At 53.7% G+C, this 17,666-nt stretch carries 13 protein-coding genes; 11 read left to right on the top strand and 2 right to left on the bottom strand.

Annotated features, from left to right (window positions below):
• Positions 1-71 precede the first annotated feature (71 nt).
• Genes KF947_RS03160 through KF947_RS03135 form a run of 6 tightly spaced genes read left to right on the top strand, consistent with a single transcriptional unit; the run spans position 72 to position 3,578 of the window.
• Positions 72-398 carry a YbaB/EbfC family nucleoid-associated protein gene (locus KF947_RS03160; protein WP_071693664.1) on the top strand — a complete coding sequence of 109 codons (327 nt, stop codon included), beginning with the start codon at positions 72-74 and terminating at the stop codon, positions 396-398.
• A gap of 3 nt (positions 399-401) precedes the next feature.
• Positions 402-1,007, top strand: a complete 606-nt coding sequence (gene recR / locus KF947_RS03155; RefSeq protein ID WP_133732742.1) for a recombination mediator RecR — start codon at positions 402-404, stop codon at positions 1,005-1,007.
• Positions 1,008-1,054: 47 nt separating this feature from the next.
• On the top strand, positions 1,055-2,188 hold the full coding sequence (gene rnd, locus KF947_RS03150) for a ribonuclease D (protein ID WP_227405428.1): 1,134 nt from the start codon (positions 1,055-1,057) through the stop codon (positions 2,186-2,188).
• A complete protein-coding gene (locus KF947_RS03145; protein ID WP_133732740.1) occupies positions 2,188-2,502 on the top strand; it encodes a YcgL domain-containing protein in 315 nt (104 codons plus the stop codon). The genes rnd and KF947_RS03145 overlap by 1 nt, the downstream gene beginning before the upstream one ends.
• Before the next feature lie 10 nt (positions 2,503-2,512).
• The gene (locus KF947_RS03140) at positions 2,513-3,091 is read left to right on the top strand and encodes an ACP phosphodiesterase (RefSeq protein ID WP_133732739.1); all 579 of its coding nucleotides are present in this window, start codon (positions 2,513-2,515) and stop codon (positions 3,089-3,091) included.
• Between the two features lie 31 nt (positions 3,092-3,122).
• Positions 3,123-3,578 carry a YcgN family cysteine cluster protein gene (locus KF947_RS03135; RefSeq protein ID WP_287019054.1) on the top strand — a complete coding sequence of 152 codons (456 nt, stop codon included), beginning with the start codon at positions 3,123-3,125 and terminating at the stop codon, positions 3,576-3,578.
• Here KF947_RS03135 and KF947_RS03130 read toward each other — a convergent pair.
• Complete coding sequence (locus KF947_RS03130) at positions 3,556-7,053, bottom strand: putative bifunctional diguanylate cyclase/phosphodiesterase (RefSeq protein ID WP_227405426.1); 3,498 nt, start codon at positions 7,051-7,053, stop codon at positions 3,556-3,558. The two genes, KF947_RS03135 and KF947_RS03130, sit on opposite strands and share 23 nt — an antisense overlap.
• A 525-nt stretch (positions 7,054-7,578) precedes the next feature.
• Between KF947_RS03130 and KF947_RS03125 the strand changes: the two genes are divergently transcribed.
• From KF947_RS03125 to KF947_RS03115, 3 genes are read left to right on the top strand one after another with little or no spacing between them, the layout of a single operon-like run.
• Entirely contained in the window at positions 7,579-12,144 is a 4,566-nt protein-coding gene (locus KF947_RS03125) for an EAL domain-containing protein (RefSeq protein WP_227405425.1), read from the top strand.
• 1 nt (position 12,145) lies between these two features.
• Entirely contained in the window at positions 12,146-13,633 is a 1,488-nt protein-coding gene (locus KF947_RS03120; RefSeq protein WP_227405424.1) for a GAF domain-containing protein, read from the top strand.
• Positions 13,626-14,210, top strand: coding sequence for a biliverdin-producing heme oxygenase (locus KF947_RS03115; protein ID WP_133732735.1), 585 nt, complete (start codon positions 13,626-13,628; stop codon positions 14,208-14,210). The genes KF947_RS03120 and KF947_RS03115 overlap by 8 nt, the downstream gene beginning before the upstream one ends.
• Here the strand turns inward: KF947_RS03115 and KF947_RS03110 are convergent.
• Positions 14,158-16,260 (bottom strand): S9 family peptidase, encoded by a 2,103-nt coding sequence (locus KF947_RS03110; RefSeq protein ID WP_227405423.1) that lies wholly within the window; start codon positions 16,258-16,260, stop codon positions 14,158-14,160. The two genes, KF947_RS03115 and KF947_RS03110, sit on opposite strands and share 53 nt — an antisense overlap.
• Positions 16,261-16,322: 62 nt before the next feature.
• Between KF947_RS03110 and KF947_RS03105 the strand changes: the two genes are divergently transcribed.
• Both KF947_RS03105 and KF947_RS03100 read left to right on the top strand, forming a co-directional pair.
• A complete protein-coding gene (locus KF947_RS03105) occupies positions 16,323-16,748 on the top strand; it encodes a hypothetical protein (RefSeq protein ID WP_227405422.1) in 426 nt (141 codons plus the stop codon).
• A gap of 63 nt (positions 16,749-16,811) precedes the next feature.
• Positions 16,812-17,591 carry a class II glutamine amidotransferase gene (locus KF947_RS03100; RefSeq protein WP_227405421.1) on the top strand — a complete coding sequence of 260 codons (780 nt, stop codon included), beginning with the start codon at positions 16,812-16,814 and terminating at the stop codon, positions 17,589-17,591.
• Positions 17,592-17,666: the final 75 nt, after the last annotated feature.

The raw sequence follows: 17,666 nt of genomic DNA, 5'->3' as shown, positions 1-17,666 counted from the left end.
TCGAGACATAAACATCTTTTTAACTAGCTTTTTTAACTTGTTTTTTAACTACGGACGTTGGAGATCAGACCATGCTTAAAGGTGGAATGGGCAACTTGATGAAGCAAGCCCAAGAGATGCAGGAAAAAATGCAGCAAGCCCAGGAGGAGGTCGCCAAAGCCGAAGTCCAGGGCGAGGCGGGTGCCGGTATGGTCAAGGTCACCATGAATGGTCGCCATGACGTATCAAACGTGTCCATTGACCCCAGCGTTATGGAAGAGGACAAAGAATTGCTGGAAGATTTGCTAGCGGCGGCGGTCAACGACGCAGTGCGCAAATTGGAAGTCAGCTCTAAACAGAAAATGGAAGAAGCGACGGCAGGCTTGAACCTACCGCCCGGCTTTAAGATGCCGTTCTAAGCAATGCGTTTTTCTCCTCTCGTTGAGCAGCTAATGGATGCGTTTCGCGTATTGCCAGGCGTTGGGCCCAAAACGGCTCAGCGCATGGCAATGCACCTACTCGAGCGCGAACGGCCAGGTGGGCAGCGACTTGCTGAGGTTATTCTGCAGGCGATCGAAGAAGTCGGCTACTGTCAGCGCTGCCGCACGCTCACCGAAGCAGAGGTCTGTATGCTGTGTGAAAGCCCGCGGCGCGATGATTCACTGCTTTGCGTAGTGGAGTCGCCTGCCGATCAACTGGCGATTGAAGAAGCCGGTGGCTTTAAAGGGCGCTATTTTGTGCTCCACGGTCACCTTTCGCCGCTCGATGGCGTGGGGCCTGAGTCGATTGGTTTAGACTTGCTGGAAGCGCGTGTTGCAGAAGGGCTCATTGAAGAGGTGGTGTTGGCGACTAACCCCACCATCGAGGGTGAAGCGACTGCCCATTACATTGCTTCGCTGCTGTCCGAACACGGCGTCAAACTCTCACGGCTTGCCTATGGCGTTCCCATGGGCGGTGAACTGGAGTACGTTGATGGCGGTACCTTGAGTCGTGCATTTAATGGTCGTCTGCCGTTTGCCAGTGAATAAGCCTACCTAAAACGCAAGCGCCTGAGCGTTTGCGCTAACTTGGAAGAATGCTTTTGTCCTCTCTTACCCCCTCTTATCAATGGCTTGATACTCCAGATGCGCTTGATGCGGCATGCGAGCAAGTAGCCGATGCCACCGTGATTGCTCTGGATACCGAGTTTTTTCGAGAGAACACCTTTTTTCCAGTCCCTGCGCTGATTCAATTTACCGCGGGGGAAGAGGCTTATCTGATTGATCCGGTGGCCGTTCCCTGTACCGATAGATTCCGTGCTCTGCTGCAAAATAGTGCCATCAAATTACTGCACGCTTGCAGCGAAGATCTAGAGGTCTTTCAGCACTGGGCAGGTGTATTGCCGGAACCGTTAATCGACACTCAGGTAGTACAAGGATTTTTAGGTGAAAATCCTGGCATGGGGTATCAAAAGCTGGTCGAATTTTGGGTCGGTGAAACCCTGCCTAAAGAGGAAACACGCTCAAACTGGTTACTACGCCCGCTGTCGCCTGCACAGTGCCATTACGCCGCGCTGGATGTGATCTATTTACTAAAAGTCTGGACGCTACAGGCTGAAAAACTCGCCATGTTGGGGCGGCGTGAATGGGTGGACGCCGAGTGCGCTAGCTTAATTGAACAGGCCGGCCGCAGCGTTGATAACGACCTGCAGTGGTATACCCGTCAACGCCAATTGTGGCGTTTAACGCCCCGTCAAATGGAGGCGTATCGGCTAATGACCACTTGGCGTGAAGGCGAGACACGCCGTCGCGACTTGCCGCGCAACTGGTTGATTAGCGATAAGCTGCTGTTTGCGATCGCCGAAAAGATGCCCAGCAATCGCTTTGAACTCGCTGACGTTGAAGGCATTAAGCCGATGCTGATCAAAAAAGAGGGCGACGCACTGCTGGCAATGGTCAAACAGGCCCAGCACTGTGATGAAGAGGCGCTGCCCAAGCGTTGGCCAGACCCGATGCACCCGACGTTCAAATCACGTTTTAAAGCACTCAAGAAGGCGGTAACAGGCAAAGCCAATGACTTAGGAGTGGCACCGGAAATGCTCATGCGTCGCCGCGATATAGAAACACTGGTGATGCAGGACTTGGCAGGGGAACCTCTCACTTGGCCGACGGGTTGGCGTGGCGAGTGTCTGAATGGCGCTTTGGCCCAGGCCCTAGAGGAGCGAGCATAATGAGCGACAAAATGATTTGCGAGGTTTTCAAAAGCTCGCGTAAAGATGAAATGTATTTATACATCGATAAGCGTCAAGGATTGGTAGACGTCCCAGAGTTATTACTTGAGACCTTCGGCAAGCCGGTACCGGTATTTACCATGCTGTTGACCGCTGACAAAAAATTGTCACGGGTTAATGCAGCAGACGTAGTAGCAGGTATTAAAGAGAAAGGCTTCTATTTGCAAATGCCGCCGCCTAAAGAGGCCTATTTGCTCGACGTGCATCGCGCCCATGTGGCTTCGCGCTCTGATGCCCCTTCTGACGAACAGTAGCGCCCCGGTTATGAATTTTCTTGCCCATGCGTGGTTGGTGAGCGCTGGTAGTGATGATTTTCTCTACGGCAATTTAATTGCCGATGGCGTTAAGGGCCATGATTTAAGTGCTTGGCCCGCTGCGACGGCGTTAGGCATTCGTCACCATCGCCGGGTAGATGCCTGGGTGGATAGCCATCCTAGCGTTGTTAATGCACGGCGCCGTGCGCCAACGGGGCAGCGGCGCTATGCGGGGATAGCCCTGGATATGGTGTGGGATCATTTCCTGGCCCGGGATACGGCGGGGCAGGCAGATCAGGAAGCGATCATTGAGCGTTGCTATCGGCTACTCTCCACTCGCACCGCGCCGAACCGGCTGGCCGGTATGATGCCGATTCTCGTCGAGCACGACTGGCTAAGAGGCTACGCTGACTTTTCATTTACCTGCCGGGCCGTTGCCGGCATTGGGCGGCGTTTGTCTGGCCCCAATCAATTGGCTGCTTTAGTGCCTTGGCTGTACGACGATTATCAAGCACTAGAGAACGATTTTCAGACACTATGGCCAGCGCTATTGGCTGAATTGAGCCACCAAGATACACCCCAATCATAAAGAGCTTTCCGTGACAATGAGCCAGGAGAGGATGGAGACCGCGATGCGCGAACGTTTTTGGGAGCGCTTTACGCTAGAAGAACTGACACCCCAGGAGTGGGAGGCGCTATGCGATGGCTGTGGTCAGTGCTGCCTGCTGAAGTTGCACGACGAGGACACCCAAGAGTTAGCGATACTCAATGTGGCCTGTCGTTTGTTGGATATTCACAGCTGTCAGTGCAGCGATTACGAGAACCGTTTTGAAAGCGTGCCCGACTGCACTCAGCTGACGCCGGCATTGGTTAAAGAGTTCACCTGGCTGCCGCAGAGCTGTGGCTACCGGCGAGTGGCGGAAGGGCGCAAGTTGGCGGGTTGGCATCCGTTGTTAAGCAATGACGCCGAGCGGGTTCACCGCAAAGGAGTCAGCGTGCGCAGCTTCGCGGTGTCCCAGGATGAAGTGCCGGAGCAGCAATTAGAATCGCATATTATTGCCGTGCTGCCGATGTAGCTTTAATTGAACCCTGTTTCTCAGTTAACCATTCACAAAGAGCCTTGAAGGGCATGGGTCTCGCGAATAGGTAGCCTTGAAAAACATCGCACTGCAATTCCACCAGCTGTTGGTGCTGTTGTGTCGTCTCTACCCCCTCTGCCACCACCGTCAGTTCTAGGTGATGAGCAAGGGCAACAATGCCCTGCACGATAGCGGCATCCTTGCTGTTGTTGGCAATATTGTTGATAAAACTGCGGTCAATTTTTACCTTGTCGACGGGTAAGTGGCGTAAGTAGCTCAGGCTTGAAAAGCCGGTGCCGAAATCGTCAATGGCAACACTGATCCCCATCGCGCGCAGCGCATGCAGCGTATCAATCGCGGCGTCAGTATCATTCATCAATATGCCTTCGGTTAACTCAAGTTCCAGCGATGTCGCACTGAGTCCTGTGGCTTCTAGGGTAGTGCTGAGCGAGCTTAAAAAGCTAGGCCGATGAAACTGCATCGGCGAAAGGTTGACCGATATGCGGCAGTGGCTGGAAAGCTGCGGCTGGAGAGTGAGAAAATCCCGCGCGGCGCGCTCTATCACCCATTGGCTTAAGGCAATAATTTGCCCTGTCTCTTCAGCAATAGGGATAAATAGCGCCGGTGAGATAGCGCCTTTGATTGGATGGTTCCAACGTACCAGTGCTTCAAAGCCTTGAACTGCTCCCGTGATCGTTAACAGCGGCTGGTAATGCAATTCAAACTGTTCATTCAGAATTGCTTCCTGCAAATCATTTCTCAGCGTCACCCGTTGGGTAAGCTTTTGGTTAATATCCTGAGTGAAGGTTTGCAAGGCGTTGCGACCTTGCTGCTTGGCTTTATACATCGCCATATCAGCTTGCTGGAGTAACTCTTCGGGGTGCGACAGCTCTTTGTCATTAAGCGCAATGCCAATGCTTGCCGAAAGGTGGAGTTCGTGGCGCTCAATGCGGTAAGGCTGGGCAAGGGCTTCGAGCAGGCGCCCGGCAATCTCTTCTGCCTGCTGTGGGCTATCGAGATCCGGTAATAGCAACACAAACTCATCCCCCCCGAAGCGACACAGGGTATCGGAAGGCCTGATGGCTTGTTCAAGCCGTCTGGCGACGTTGATAAGCACTTGGTCGCCAATGCTATGCCCTAGCGTATCGTTGATCGGTTTGAATTCATCCAGGTCGATAAACAGTACCGCTAGCTGCTGCTTATGACGCCGAGCAAGTTCGACGTCATGGCGCAAATGGTCTTCAAACAGAGCGCGGTTGCCAAGGCCTGTCAGCACATCGTGGGTGGCATGAAAAGCGAGTGCGTTCTCATGATCCCGGCGCTCGGAGATATCGTTAATACTGCCCACAAAGTGTGTTACTTGGCCATCAGGGCTACGCACTGGCGAGAGAAAGAGATTGTTCCAGAACGCTTGGCCGTTTTTGCGATAGTTGCGAAGGGTCAAGGTGATATCGAGTTTCCGTTCGAGCGCATGCTGAATATCGGCAATTTGCTGTGGGTCGGTATCTGGGCCTTGTAAAAAACGGAAATTGCGGCCTTTTACTTCTTCAAGCGAATAGCCTGTCACGGTTACAAAGGCAGAGTTTACATAGAGGATGGGGTAATCCGTTTGCTGAGCCTCACAAATTAAAATGCCGTTACTGCTGGCTTCGAGACTGCGTTGATAGATACGCAGCTGTGACTCTTTTTGGCGTAGTGCTGTCATCTCTTTGGCAATGCCGTAAACGCCTACGACTTGACCGCTTACTATCGTAGGTAAAAACGACATATCTAACTGGCGGGCATTGCCCTGCTGATTAATGACCTCCAAGTCGAACCGCTGGGCGATGCCCATTAACGCTTTTTGGAAGGCGGCATCCACTGTTAGATGATGTTCAGGGGGAACAAAGTCTTTCCAATGACTACCGATAATCTGTGTTTCGTCAATTTCAAGGAGGGTGAGTAGGGATCGATTGACGCTTAAGTGGTAGCCACTCAAATCCAGGGAAAACACCGCATCAGGGTTTTGTGTAAACAGCGAGCGAAACCGCTGTTCGCTATCCTCCAGGGTCTCTTTAGCTTTCGAAAGCTCACGCGAGCGCTGAGCGCGGGCTGATATCAAGGCAAAGCTAAAAACCAACTGATAAGTGAGCAGCAGCCCGCCAATTCCCACGCCGGCGGCTATAAAATGCGTTAGTTCTAACGGCGGATTGGGTAGTTCAGAAAGAGCCAAATTAATAATTGTGCCGCCTGGCAAAACCAGCGTTTGTTCAGCGAGCATTGGCGGCAGTGACCCGGGAGAAGAGGTTGGCAATAGGCCATTACCTTCGTTAAGGAGGGAGCCATTGGCATGGGTGATATGCAGCGAATAAGTGCCATTGACGACACCGGTTTCCCGCTTAATAAGACGCGCTATATCGATGGCTGCAACGAGTTGATAGGGCCGTTCTTGCTGCTTAATGGAAAGTAGCGCTAACGTGGGGCGCTCATAGTCGGGAAACGACCACTGTATGACGTTTCTCTGCTGGTTAAGCCAAGTCAAGGTCGCTAAGGTGTTCAACTGGTTATCTAGCCAACGCTGAGCACTCTCATGGCGAGAACGGCGCCATATGTCATTGGCCACTGGATTGAAGTACGCAATCGCTAAGATACTTGGATAATCTGTCCAGTAGCGTTCAACCTCCCGGCTTCGAGAGGTGGGGTCTGCAAAGACCTGGCGCCAGCGTTCAGTTAAACGTTCTAGAACTATCGCCCGTGACGCCAGCATTTGATCAATATTGACCGCAATACCTTCCAAATTTTGCTGTGCGTTTTGACGCATATCTTCTTGCTGGTTCCAGCTGACTAAAAACCAGCCACTCATACTCAGGCTAACGCCAAGAACACCCGCCAATACAGCGGCGCTGCTTAAGGATGTCTTCAAATGAGGAACATGCAGGCTCACCATTATCATGGCGATGCCAAATAAAAAGCCGATCAGGCCGGGGATCAATGCGCTGGCGCGGGGTAACCAGGTGGGCACGGGCCACCCATTGTGGGCCGCTATTGTAATGCAGCCCACCGTCCATAAAAATAGCCCGCCGAGTTGCCAAATACGGCGCTGCCAGCGTCCCTGAGGGCCGACCCAAAGACAAAAGGCAGCCATCAATAATATAGGGGCGGCTTGGCTAGGCAGGCGTCGATGACCACTCAACAAGGAGGCAGCGTGATATGACGGGTCTAAGGCATTGTGTAACAGCGTATAGCTGGCAACCACGGCGAGTGCAACGGCGGTAGCTTTACGAAAACGTTCGAAGCCAGCCATTACTGCGCTGAGGCCTAGTCCACATAATAAAATCACCAGTGCACTGTCCGGTAGCAGAGCTAGCGATTGCGGCTGGTGAACGTCAGGAAAAAAGCCCAGCAAAAATCCACCTGCACCAATCACAACGGTGGACACCAGCAGCATCAGCAAGCCAGTTTGAAGTGCCAATTCGCGATTATTGACTTCCATTAGCTATTATTCGCATATCCAATCGAGGGTGTTCTTACACCTAGACACATAAAGTACCTTTAGAAACCACTAGGTCACCAGGGCATACCATCAACGCAAGGGGGTTGGTCGCTGTATTAGCGTCATTTTGTTTAATTAAGCTTCTGTATTTAATATTGTTTTTATCTGTTTGGATTGAGTTTAGCGGAAATTTATAGGCATAAAGGAGCATATGCGGCTGTAAAATATGCGCGTAAATCAATATAAGTATAGATTTTGCACCCTTTCTAATGGGTAATACACTTGTTTAACCCTACCGGACACTGCCTTGCAACGACCATTTCATAAGTTAACTTTAGCACTATTCTTAAGCAGGTCTAGGTCAGAAGCAGCTTAGGCGCTGCAGGTTCCGGTCGGTCGTCGCCTAAGCTGACGCAGCAATATAAAACAGACGTTTATTGGACTATTTCCCGCTTTGGAAAAGTCGCTTTGCTTGGCAGGGTGTGTAGACTACTAGCGACTATTACCGGTAAGTAAAGGACGACCATGACCGCTGCCAGCTCCCCTTCAGCTTCTCCACTTGTGGTGGGTATCGGCGCTTCTGCTGGCGGATTGGAAGCCATTTCTAAGCTGATTAAGCCGCTCAATCCTGATATGCCGCTTGCTTACGTCGTGTTACAACACGTATCGCCAACCCATAAAAGCATGCTGGTGGATATATTAAGCCGCGAGACCCACCTGCGGGTACAGCGCTTTGAAGATAACCAAAAACCTGAAGCCGGTGTGATTTACGTGGTGCCGGCTCATACTAGCGCACTGATTAAAGATGGCATTTTTTATACCACGCCCATCAAACCTCATGTGGGGCCTAAGCCCTGTATCAACGATTTTTTTATCTCGTTGGCGGCGGACGCCCATGAGGCGGCGGTGGGTATCGTGCTATCCGGCACCGGCTCTGATGGCACCGCTGGGTTGCGAGCCATTATGGCGGCCGGTGGTATCACCATGGTGCAAACGCCAGCCAGCGCTAAATACAACGGCATGCCGCAATCGGCGGTAGACGCTGGCGTAATTGACTATGTGTTGGATGCAGAGGCAATGGCACCGCGTTTAGCCGAACTTGCCCAGTTAGAGTATGCAAGTCATGAAAATAGCCAAGCAGCCGTGCCAGACCGCTTACTGTCGTTACTTAAAGAGCATCGCCAACTCGATTTTTCCGGTTACAAAAAAGGCACGCTGAGTAGGCGAATACGGCGTCGGCTGATAGCCACCAATGTGGCTGATATGCAGCAGTATCTAGCATTAGTGGAGGCTAGTCCGTCTGAACTGGAGCAGTTGGGCCGCGATATATTAATTTCGGTGACGGCCTTTGTTCGCGATAGGTCGGCGTTTGATGTTTTGGAGAGTGCTATTAGCACCCTCATTCAGGACGCTGGACGTGAGCCCGTCCGGATATGGGTAGCAGGCTGCGCGACAGGTGAGGAGGCTTACTCCATTGCAGTGATGATAGCCGAAGCGAAGCGGCGTCACGGCAAGGCCAGCCGGGTGGTGCAGATTTTCGCCACTGATATTGATGAGGATGCTTTAGAAGTTGCTCGGCGGGGAAGCTACATTGGTGCTGCTCTGGAGGCGTTGCCCCCCGAGTGGGTTGAACGCTATTTTATTGCCACAGAGCATGCCTTTGAGGTGAATAAAGAGTTGCGCGATATGGTGGTTTTTGCCAAACACAATTTGGTCGATGATCCGCCTTTTTTGCGTTTGAACCTGGTTTCTTGCCGTAACGTACTGATCTACTTTAATAACGAACTGCAGCAGCGTGTTCTCCAGCGCTTTCACTTTGGGTTAAGGGCTAAAGGGTTACTTTTTCTAGGCCGTTCGGAAAGCATCGCCCAAACCGAAAGTCTATTTGCCCCGCTTGATCGTCGTGAACGCCTTTTTCGTAAACTAGGTGAGAGCCGCGAAGTGGCTGTGCGATCTACCCAAAGTGCTGGAGAGCCGCCACTGCGGCGTCAACGTGATCGTGATATGCAGCAACTGTTAGCTGCTTTGGTTGCCCATATGGAAGCAACGGTTGCACTGTGTGATGCGCAAGGGGGCGTACTGCATACGGCGGGAGAGGTAGCCAAGTTCTTACACTTTCCTGCTGGCCGAACCCAAGTGGGCATCGGCGATGTGATTAACCCAGCTTTCCGTGGCGAGCTGATGGCGATGCTGCATCAGTTTCAAAAACAGCGAGAGCCTCAATTAGGTCGCCGTCGACGCTTTGAAGATCGCTGGTGGCGGCTCAGTGTGCGTGGCCTCTCAGAGGGCGATGACGACCGCCGTGTACTGGTGATTCTCACCCCTAACCCGATGGTCGAATCTGTCCCTTCGAGCGATATCTCCCTAGAACAACTAATGGAGCCACTGCCACTTGATAAAGGCAATAGCCTGGAAGATGAGCTAATAGCTACCCGCGAACATCTTCAAGCTCTACTCGAAGAGCTGGCCACGACCAACGAGGAGATGCAGTCACTGAATGAAGAGGCCCAGGCGTCCAATGAAGAGCTTCAAGCCACTAATGAAGAGATGGAGGCTGCCAACGAAGAGCTGCAAGCCACCAACGAAGAGCTGATAAGCCTTAATGAGGAGCTAAATGTTAAAACCAGCGAGCTCACTAAGCTCAACGAAGAGTATACCTATCTCTATGACGCACTCGATTTCCCTTTGCTGGTGTTTGACACTGATCACTGCCTAAAACGTTACAACGCCCCCGCTGCGCGCTATTTTAATTTCCGGCCAACCGCCCTTCAGCGGCATGTGTCTGGGCTAAAATTACCTAGTGCGCTTAACACGCTGGAAGAGCAGTTAGCCAGCGTTATGGCCAGCGGCATGCCGGAAGAAGATGTGATCGAGGTGGAAGGGAGGTTGCTGCAGCGCGTATTGACCCCCGGCGTTAGTCGCGATGGCAACGTAGAGCTGTTGATTGTGACGCTGATGGATATTACCGACCTTAGCCATGTGCAGGCCAAGTTACGTCAATCCCAGGCCCAACTGCATGCGTTGATGGAAAATAGCACGGTGATGATGGCGCTCAAGGATCTCAACGGGCACTACACGTTCGCCAACCCCCAGTTTTTAAACACCTTCGGCCTCTCTAAAGATGAACTGGTGGGGCACAATCCCTTTGAACTATTTCCTGAGACCTACGCCAGCTCCATCTGGACATGCGATCTTGAAGCGCTGCGCTATCAGCGCATGGTAAAAGCGGAGCACATCCTCACTAGCCCGGAAGGGGGCGTGCGCATTTTCTCCTCGGTTCATCAGGTACTTCGCGATGAGCAAGGCCACCCCAACCTGATTTTGACCGAAGCGGAAGATATTACTGCCCGCAAGCAGGCCGAGCGGGAGATGCAGGTGGCTGCAAAAGTCTACGAGCAGGCGGGGGAGGCGATTGTTGTTATCAATGCGCTGGGCAACATACAGTCGGTCAATGCAGCCTTTACGCGAATTACCGGTTTTAGTGCCCATCAGGTGCTTAATACACCTGCGCTCACGCTGCTCTATAGTGAACAGGAAAATGGCCAGGATTCCGAGCCGCCGGGCAGTTGCCATATTGTCTGGGAGTTGGTGCAGCAGCATGGCTATTGGCAGGGAGAAGTATGGAATCGGCGCCAAGACGGTACCCTGTTCTCCCAATGGCTGACACTTAACAGCATTGAGCCGGATAGCCACGAAGAGACCCTTTATGTGGCGGTATTTTCAGATATTACTCACATTAAAGAGTCCCAGCAGCACGCTGAGTACCTCGCCACCCATGACGCCTTAACGGGGCTACCCAACCGCACGCTGTTTCAGGATCGCCTTCAGGTGGCCATTGCCCATGCCCGGCGCAATGACCAAATCAGCGCGCTGATGTTTCTGGATCTGGATAACTTTAAAAGCATTAACGATACCTTGGGCCATGACGTCGGCGACGAGCTGCTGATCCAAGTCGCCGGTCGCTTGCGTGAGCTGGTGAGGGAGATGGACACCGTAGCGCGCCTCGGGGGCGATGAGTTCACCATCATTGTGACGGACACCACGATCGAAGGCGCCGAGCAGGTGGCCAAGCGGATTGTCGACTCGCTGGCCAAACCCTATGAGGTACGCCGCCACTCGCTGTTTGTGACATCGAGCGTTGGTGTGGCCTTCTGCCCCGATGATGGCGACGATGTGGCCGGCCTCACCAAAGCAGCGGATACTGCGATGTATCGTGCCAAAGAGAACGGCCGTGATCGATTTGAACTGTTTAAACCCGAGCTGCAAGAGCGTTTAATGCGTGATGTAGCCATTGAACACGCACTGCGCGAGGGCATGGAGCAGGGCCGCTTAAGGCTGGTGTATCAACCTAAATTTACCAGCGCGTCTCCCAATCGCTTAGTTGGCGCCGAGGCGCTGCTGCGTTGGAGTGACCCCGTCCTGGGTGATGTAAGCCCGACTGATTTTATCCCCGTTGCCGAAGCCACCGGCTTGATTTTAGAGCTTGACCGCCATGTGGCGCTGCTGTTGATTACTCAATTAGCGCAATGGCTGGCCGATGGTGTCTGCTTACCACCGGTGGCCATGAACGTGTCTGCACGCAGCTTCCAGGAGGAGCGCTTCATCTCCCATCTGTTTACCTGTCTAAAACAGTACCGGGTTCCCCATGAGTTGATTCAAGTGGAGATTACCGAAAGCACCCTGGTCGACCGCTCAAGCGCGGCATTAGGCAATATTGAAAAGCTGCGTGAAGCGGGGATTAAGCTTGCGGTGGATGATTTCGGCACCGGCTACTCATCGCTCGCCTACCTAAAGCGGCTGCCGTTGGCCGAGCTTAAAATAGACAAAAGCTTTGTAGACGGACTAGACAGCGCAGATGAGAGTGATCAGGCGATTGCTCTGGCGATTCTAGGAATGGCCAAGGCGCTCAATATCCGCACCGTGGGAGAGGGCGTGGAAACACATTCCCAGTTAAGCTGGTTGACCGCTAATGGCTGTGATTACGTGCAAGGATACTTGTTATCACGACCATTACCGTTAGCTGAGTTTACCGTGCTCGCCAAGGCCCATGTTCTGCCTCTCAGCAATGATGATATGGAAAGGAAATCCTGACATGACGATGCAAAATGGGTTTATTGAGCAGTGTGAGCACGAGCAGTTGCATCTTTCCGGTGCTATTCAGCCTCATGGGGCGCTAGTAGTGAGCACCTTGCAAGGCATTGTCAGCCACGTATCGGAGAATATTCTAAATTGGCTCGGTGTGGATACCGAGCTCGAGTCGCTACTGGATCAACCGCTTCCCGCTTTTCTTCAGGAGCTGCACAAGAGTGCACCGACCCTTGCAGAGGGCGAACGTTATACAGGCCAAAGCAATTTTGGGCCTCAAGAGTTCGATGTGGTAATAAGCCACAATGGTGAGCAGCTTCTGTTTGAGATTTACCCTGTTGATACTCATGCCGACCCGATGCCGAAGCAGGGGGAAGCTTACCCTGTGCCTGAAAACCGCGAAGCGCTTGAAGAGCAGTGCCAGCAACTGTTAGAGGAATTACTGGCGTTGAGTGGTTTTGACCGCGTGCATTACTACCGCTTCATGCCTGAGGGCGACGGTGAAGTTACCGCGGAGGCCCGCCAGCCTGAGATTGGGGGCAGCTATTTGGGCTTGCGCTTTCCAGCCAGCGATATTCCCCAGGTGGCGCGTCAGCTTTACTTAAAAAACCCGTGGCGTTCAATCCCCCACGCCAGCGCTGAACCGGTGGCAATTATGGGCCGCAAGCAGGCTTCTATCCCCAATCTCTCATGGGTGGATTTGCGCAGCGTATCACCGGTTCACCAGGAATATATGGCCAATATGGGGGTCGGTTCGGCTATCTCTCTTCCGATAACGCAGGCAGGCGAGCTTGATGCGCTGATTTCTTGCCACAGTGCCGTACCCAAACAGTTAACGGTTAGTCACCTACAGGCCATGAGCGCGCTGTCGGAAGGCTTTAATTTACGCCTGCGCGACTATAAGGCGCGCAGGCGATTAAAGGTGCTTGATGGCATGCAGCGCCAGTTTGATCAGGCTAAGGACGTGCTGATGCGCCACGGCGAGTTAGCGAGCGCCTGGACTGAATTAAGCCACTGGTTAATGGATACCTTTGATGTCGATGGGGTGATTTTGCAGGTGGGAGACGAATACTATCAGGCAGGTACTGCGCTATCGGTGGGTGGGGTTGAGGTAGTGGCCGAGGCTGCGCGGTTTGAAACGTCGTCGGTATGGATAAGTGATAGCTTGCGAATCGACTGCCCCAATATGCCGCTGAGTGAGATCGCCGGGGTTGCTGTGGTAAGTGATCTACCCCTGGATCAGCACCACAGCGTTAATCTCTACTTATGTCGGCTTGAACACCTCTATGAAGTTACTTGGGGCGGTAATCCCGATAAACCCGTTGATTATCGCGATGGCAGCAGCGGGATTGCGCCGCGGCGCTCCTTCGAAGCCTGGGTAGAGCAGCGGGTAGGCCACGGCCGCCCCTGGTCCAAGAGTACTCGCATGTACCTATTGAAACTGCGCGCCTTGCTTCAGCAGGCCAAGTCGTTTGCCTGGAAAGGGAATGAGTAAGCCCACGCTGAGTGAATGGTTGAAGCGTGAAACGCGTGCGGATCACCATCGAGTCGATCAGCATCCCGCGCTGAAACCGCTGCTAAGGCGCGAATTAACGGTTGCTGAATATACTTCGGCGTTAAGCGCGCTTTATGCCCCCATCGCCAGCCTAGAGCAGGCGCTAAGCAGTGGCTTACAGGCGCATGATATGGATTACCGGTTAATACATCGAGAAGCGCTACTCAAGGCGGATATCCACCAACTCGGCAGGCGAGCGCCATCTGCGCCTCTTACGCCGCCACCTACCAGTGTGGCCGACGCAGTGGGCATGCTCTATGTGTTGGAAGGCTCACGTTTGGGCGGGAAGATGATTGCCCGCCACGTTGAGAGCGTGCTGGATGATCAGGTGCCGTTGCGTTTTTTTACTGCTCACCCTTTAACAACAGAAGAGTGGGCAGCTTTTTGGCACTTTGCAGAGTACCACTGCCCCCGGTCTACATGGCCTGCCGTGCTTGCCGCGGCACAGCAGGCCTTTGGGCACTTTACTCAGGGGTTGGCAGCGTTTGCGAGTTCAGGCCCAGTGCCCAGAGAATAAACGCATCTTGGCGCGCGGTATCGCGCCAGGCTTTGAATCGACCGGATGCGCCGCCGTGGCCACTGCTCATATCGGTACGCATCAGAATCGGCGCAGAACCCTGCTGCTGTTGTGCTACCTGGGCATAAAATTTGGCGGGCTCCCAGTAGCTGACCCGGGTATCGAACCAACTGCCCTCAATCCACAGGGCGGGGTATGACTGCGCTTTAATATTATCGATGGGCGAGTAAGCGGCTATTCGCTCGGCGACCTCTGGTTCTTCCGGGTTGCCCCACTCGCTGTACTCCGCGGTCGTCAGAGGCAGCTCCGGGTTCTGCATCGTGCGCAGCACGTCTAAGAAGGGCACATCCAGCAGCGCGGCGCAAAACTTTTCCGGCGCACGGTTAATACAGGTGCCGACCAGCAGCCCTCCAGCGCTGGCGCCATAGGCCGCTATGCGCTGTGAATCACTGACACCCTGCTCCACAAGCGCCTCCCTGGCGGCCAGGAAATCATCAAAGCTGTTCTCTTTGTGGGCCATCTTGCCGTTTAAATACCAGGGTTCGCCCCGCTCGCCGCCGCCGCGCACATGAGCAACGGCAAAGGCCGCACCGCGCTCAAGCAGTTCCAGCCGGGCGATCGAGAACCAGGGGTCGAGAGCCTCACCGTAAGCGCCGTAGCCATACAGCAGCGTGGGTAAGGGCTGATCCGCCAGTTCGGCGCGCATCACCACCGATACGGGCACTTGCTCACCGTCGCTGCTGGTGGCCCAAAGGCGGCGGCTGACTAGCTGTTCAGGCTGTAAGTTGCCGTAAACAGGTACTCGTTTCAACAATGCCCTTTCGCCGCTGGTGAGATCAAGTGAAAACCAGCTGGGCGGCTGGGTAAACGACTCTTCGCGCAGGCGCACTACCTGGGTATCGAAGTGCGGGGCATCTTCAAGCATCTGCGAACAGGGTTGTTCAGGCAGTGCCAGGGTCTCATCCAGGGTGCAGCTGTGCTGGGCATCAAAAAGCAAACGCCGCAAACGAACCTGTGCCTGGGCATGATCGCGCTCAGCCAGCATCAGCCCCCAAGAGAACGCATCAACGCCTTCCAAGGTGGCTTCTTCACGGTGGGCGATTAGCGTTTGCCAATTCAATTGGGGCTGACCAAGCTGACTTTCGGGCAGGAAATCGAGCTGAAAGTGAGCACCTGCCTGGTTGTGCAGGCGATAAAAACTGCCTGGGCGGTGATCAATGCTGTACTCAACCCCTGGTTGGCGCTGCTGAATACACTGCGGTGCTGAATCAGGCGAGTGGGCGGGCAACAGGTGAATTTCACTGGTGTCTTTTGAGCCGCTTTCAAGCAGCAGCCACGACCGTGAGCGCGTTTTGCCGATGCCGAGCCAGAATTCAGGATCGTCTTCCCGTAGCACCAGTACTGGCTCTTTTGAGGCGCCAGGCTCCTTTAGCGAAAGTGAAAAGCGCCAAACGCTGTCGGGGCGCTGAGTGTCGTCAAAGCGAGTGAACAGCAGCGTCGCCGTGGTGGCAGTTTGATCTTCTGCCCAGCACAGACCTGCACCAATATCGCTTAACAGTTGCACGGGCGACCCGCTTGGCAGTGCTTTCAGCCACAGGGTAAAACGCTCGTCGCCTTGAGTATCTTCTGTCCAGGCCAACCACTGCTCATCGGGAGAGAGCGCCATATCGCCCATGTCGTAAAAGTCGTGCTTGGCGGCACGGGCTCTAACGTCAAAAAAGCATTCGTGCTGTTCAGGCTGATGGTTGGGGTGGCGCCACCAGCAGGGGTAGTCATCCTCGGCACCGGTCTCGTTCCAGAACGTGAAGTGGTCAAGCGTTGTCTTAAGTCTGGTCACGGCTAATTCGCGGCGCGCCAAGTGACTCTGGTATAACGCTTCCTCCAGCGGGGCAAGCGGGGCAAACCAATCGGCTTGTTGCTGGTTGGCGGCCTCTAAAAAGGCACTGACCTGTGGGTCATCGCGCTCTTCTAACCAGTGCCATTGCGGGTCATTGGCGCGATAATAGCGTGCAGCGGGTAAGCCTGAAGGTATGCCTTGCTGTGCTTTCATAAATTGATAGGTACCATAACGGGAAATCAACGTCGGGTGAGCTCACCCATATGAGGGGTATTATGCTGTTTGCAAATTCAACGCCACTACTGTGGTTGAGTTATTACGGGCTGTCGCTGTTAGTGGTTGTCGCGGTCTATTTTGCGCTCACTTTTCTGCCTCGCTTGCCACGTCTTGTGCTGACCTGGATGGTGGCAGGGGCGATATGGGCACCTGCCACTTTCCGGCTGCCGCTAATCGAAGAGGGTGAATTCTATACCGGTTGGGCACCTTCGGCGATGGTGGCGGCGGTTGGGTTTTTAGAAAACAACGGCGCAGCACTTCGTGGCGGGCTAATGTGGCTGGTGTTAGGGATGACATTAGGCGCGCTGATTGGCGTTGCTCTGTGGTGGTGGCGCCGTCCTGGGGACGATGAATATGTCTTCCAGGAAGAAGAGAGAGCCGATGAAAGTGAATCACCACGCCGTCGCGAACCGGTGATTGGTTAATGGCTGTGTTTAGGTTCAATGCTTTTGCAGAGAACGCCGGGTGTCTGTGTATTGGTAAAGCGTATGTGTGAACTGCTGGGTATGAGCGCCAATGTGCCCACCGATATCTGTTTTAGTTTTTCGGGCTTTTTGCATCGCGGTGGGGGCACCGGCCCTCATCGCGATGGTTGGGGAATTGCCTTCTACGAAGAGGGCGGTTACCGCGATTTTCGCGACCCCCATCCCTCCATTAATTCCCCCATCGCCCGGCTAATTTGCGATTACCCGATTAAGTCCAATGTAGTGATCAGTCACATTCGTCAAGCCAATGTGGGGGGCGTAAAGCTTGCCAACACTCACCCCTTTACGCGAGAAATGTGGGGGCGGCCCTGGTGCTATGCCCATAATGGCCAATTAAGTGGCTGGGAGCGCCTAGCATTAGGAAATTACACCCCAGTTGGCAGCACTGATAGCGAGCACGCCTACTGCTGGTTAATGGGCGAGCTTCGCCGCGAGTTTCCTTCCCCGCCCGCTGATCCCGCAACACTGTGGCAGCGTTTGCACCAGCTATGTGAGCAGCTAAGAGCGCTGGGCGTGTTCAATATGCTGCTCTCCGATGGAACCTACCTGTATACATTTTGCGCCACGAAGCTTGCGCATATTACTCGCTGTGCGCCCTTCGGCGAGGCGGAACTCTCCGACGCCGAGATGACGGTGAATTTTGCCGAACATACCACGCCTAACGACATCGTTTCAGTCATTGCCACCGAGCCGCTCACGCATAATGAAGCCTGGCAGCGCATGGTGCCGGGTGAGCTATTGGTCTGGCGCGATGGAGAAATTCAGGCGCGTTACTGTCCATAAATAAACGATCTACTAAATTGGATTGAGGGAAGTAGCAGCGCATCAATTGAACTCGACTATGGGCTAAAGTTGAAA

This window comes from Halomonas sp. FeN2 (assembly GCF_020595105.1).
Lineage (GTDB): Bacteria > Pseudomonadota > Gammaproteobacteria > Pseudomonadales > Halomonadaceae > Vreelandella > Vreelandella neptunia.
The sequence above is the reverse complement of the archived record's forward strand: the minus strand, read 5'-3'. Positions and strand labels throughout refer to the sequence as shown.

Coding starts and splice junctions, on each gene's coding strand:
- KF947_RS03110 (WP_227405423.1), bottom strand. CDS start 16,260: ATGAAAGCACAGCAAGGCATACCTTCAGGCTTACCCGCTGCACGCTAT.
- KF947_RS03130 (WP_227405426.1), bottom strand. CDS start 7,053: ATGGAAGTCAATAATCGCGAATTGGCACTTCAAACTGGCTTGCTGATG.
- KF947_RS03125 (WP_227405425.1), top strand. CDS start 7,579: ATGACCGCTGCCAGCTCCCCTTCAGCTTCTCCACTTGTGGTGGGTATC.
- KF947_RS03105 (WP_227405422.1), top strand. CDS start 16,323: ATGCTGTTTGCAAATTCAACGCCACTACTGTGGTTGAGTTATTACGGG.
- KF947_RS03115 (WP_133732735.1), top strand. CDS start 13,626: ATGAGTAAGCCCACGCTGAGTGAATGGTTGAAGCGTGAAACGCGTGCG.
- KF947_RS03140 (WP_133732739.1), top strand. CDS start 2,513: ATGAATTTTCTTGCCCATGCGTGGTTGGTGAGCGCTGGTAGTGATGAT.
- KF947_RS03160 (WP_071693664.1), top strand. CDS start 72: ATGCTTAAAGGTGGAATGGGCAACTTGATGAAGCAAGCCCAAGAGATG.
- KF947_RS03135 (WP_287019054.1), top strand. CDS start 3,123: ATGGAGACCGCGATGCGCGAACGTTTTTGGGAGCGCTTTACGCTAGAA.
- rnd (WP_227405428.1), top strand. CDS start 1,055: ATGCTTTTGTCCTCTCTTACCCCCTCTTATCAATGGCTTGATACTCCA.
- recR (WP_133732742.1), top strand. CDS start 402: ATGCGTTTTTCTCCTCTCGTTGAGCAGCTAATGGATGCGTTTCGCGTA.
- KF947_RS03120 (WP_227405424.1), top strand. CDS start 12,146: ATGACGATGCAAAATGGGTTTATTGAGCAGTGTGAGCACGAGCAGTTG.
- KF947_RS03145 (WP_133732740.1), top strand. CDS start 2,188: ATGAGCGACAAAATGATTTGCGAGGTTTTCAAAAGCTCGCGTAAAGAT.
- KF947_RS03100 (WP_227405421.1), top strand. CDS start 16,812: ATGTGTGAACTGCTGGGTATGAGCGCCAATGTGCCCACCGATATCTGT.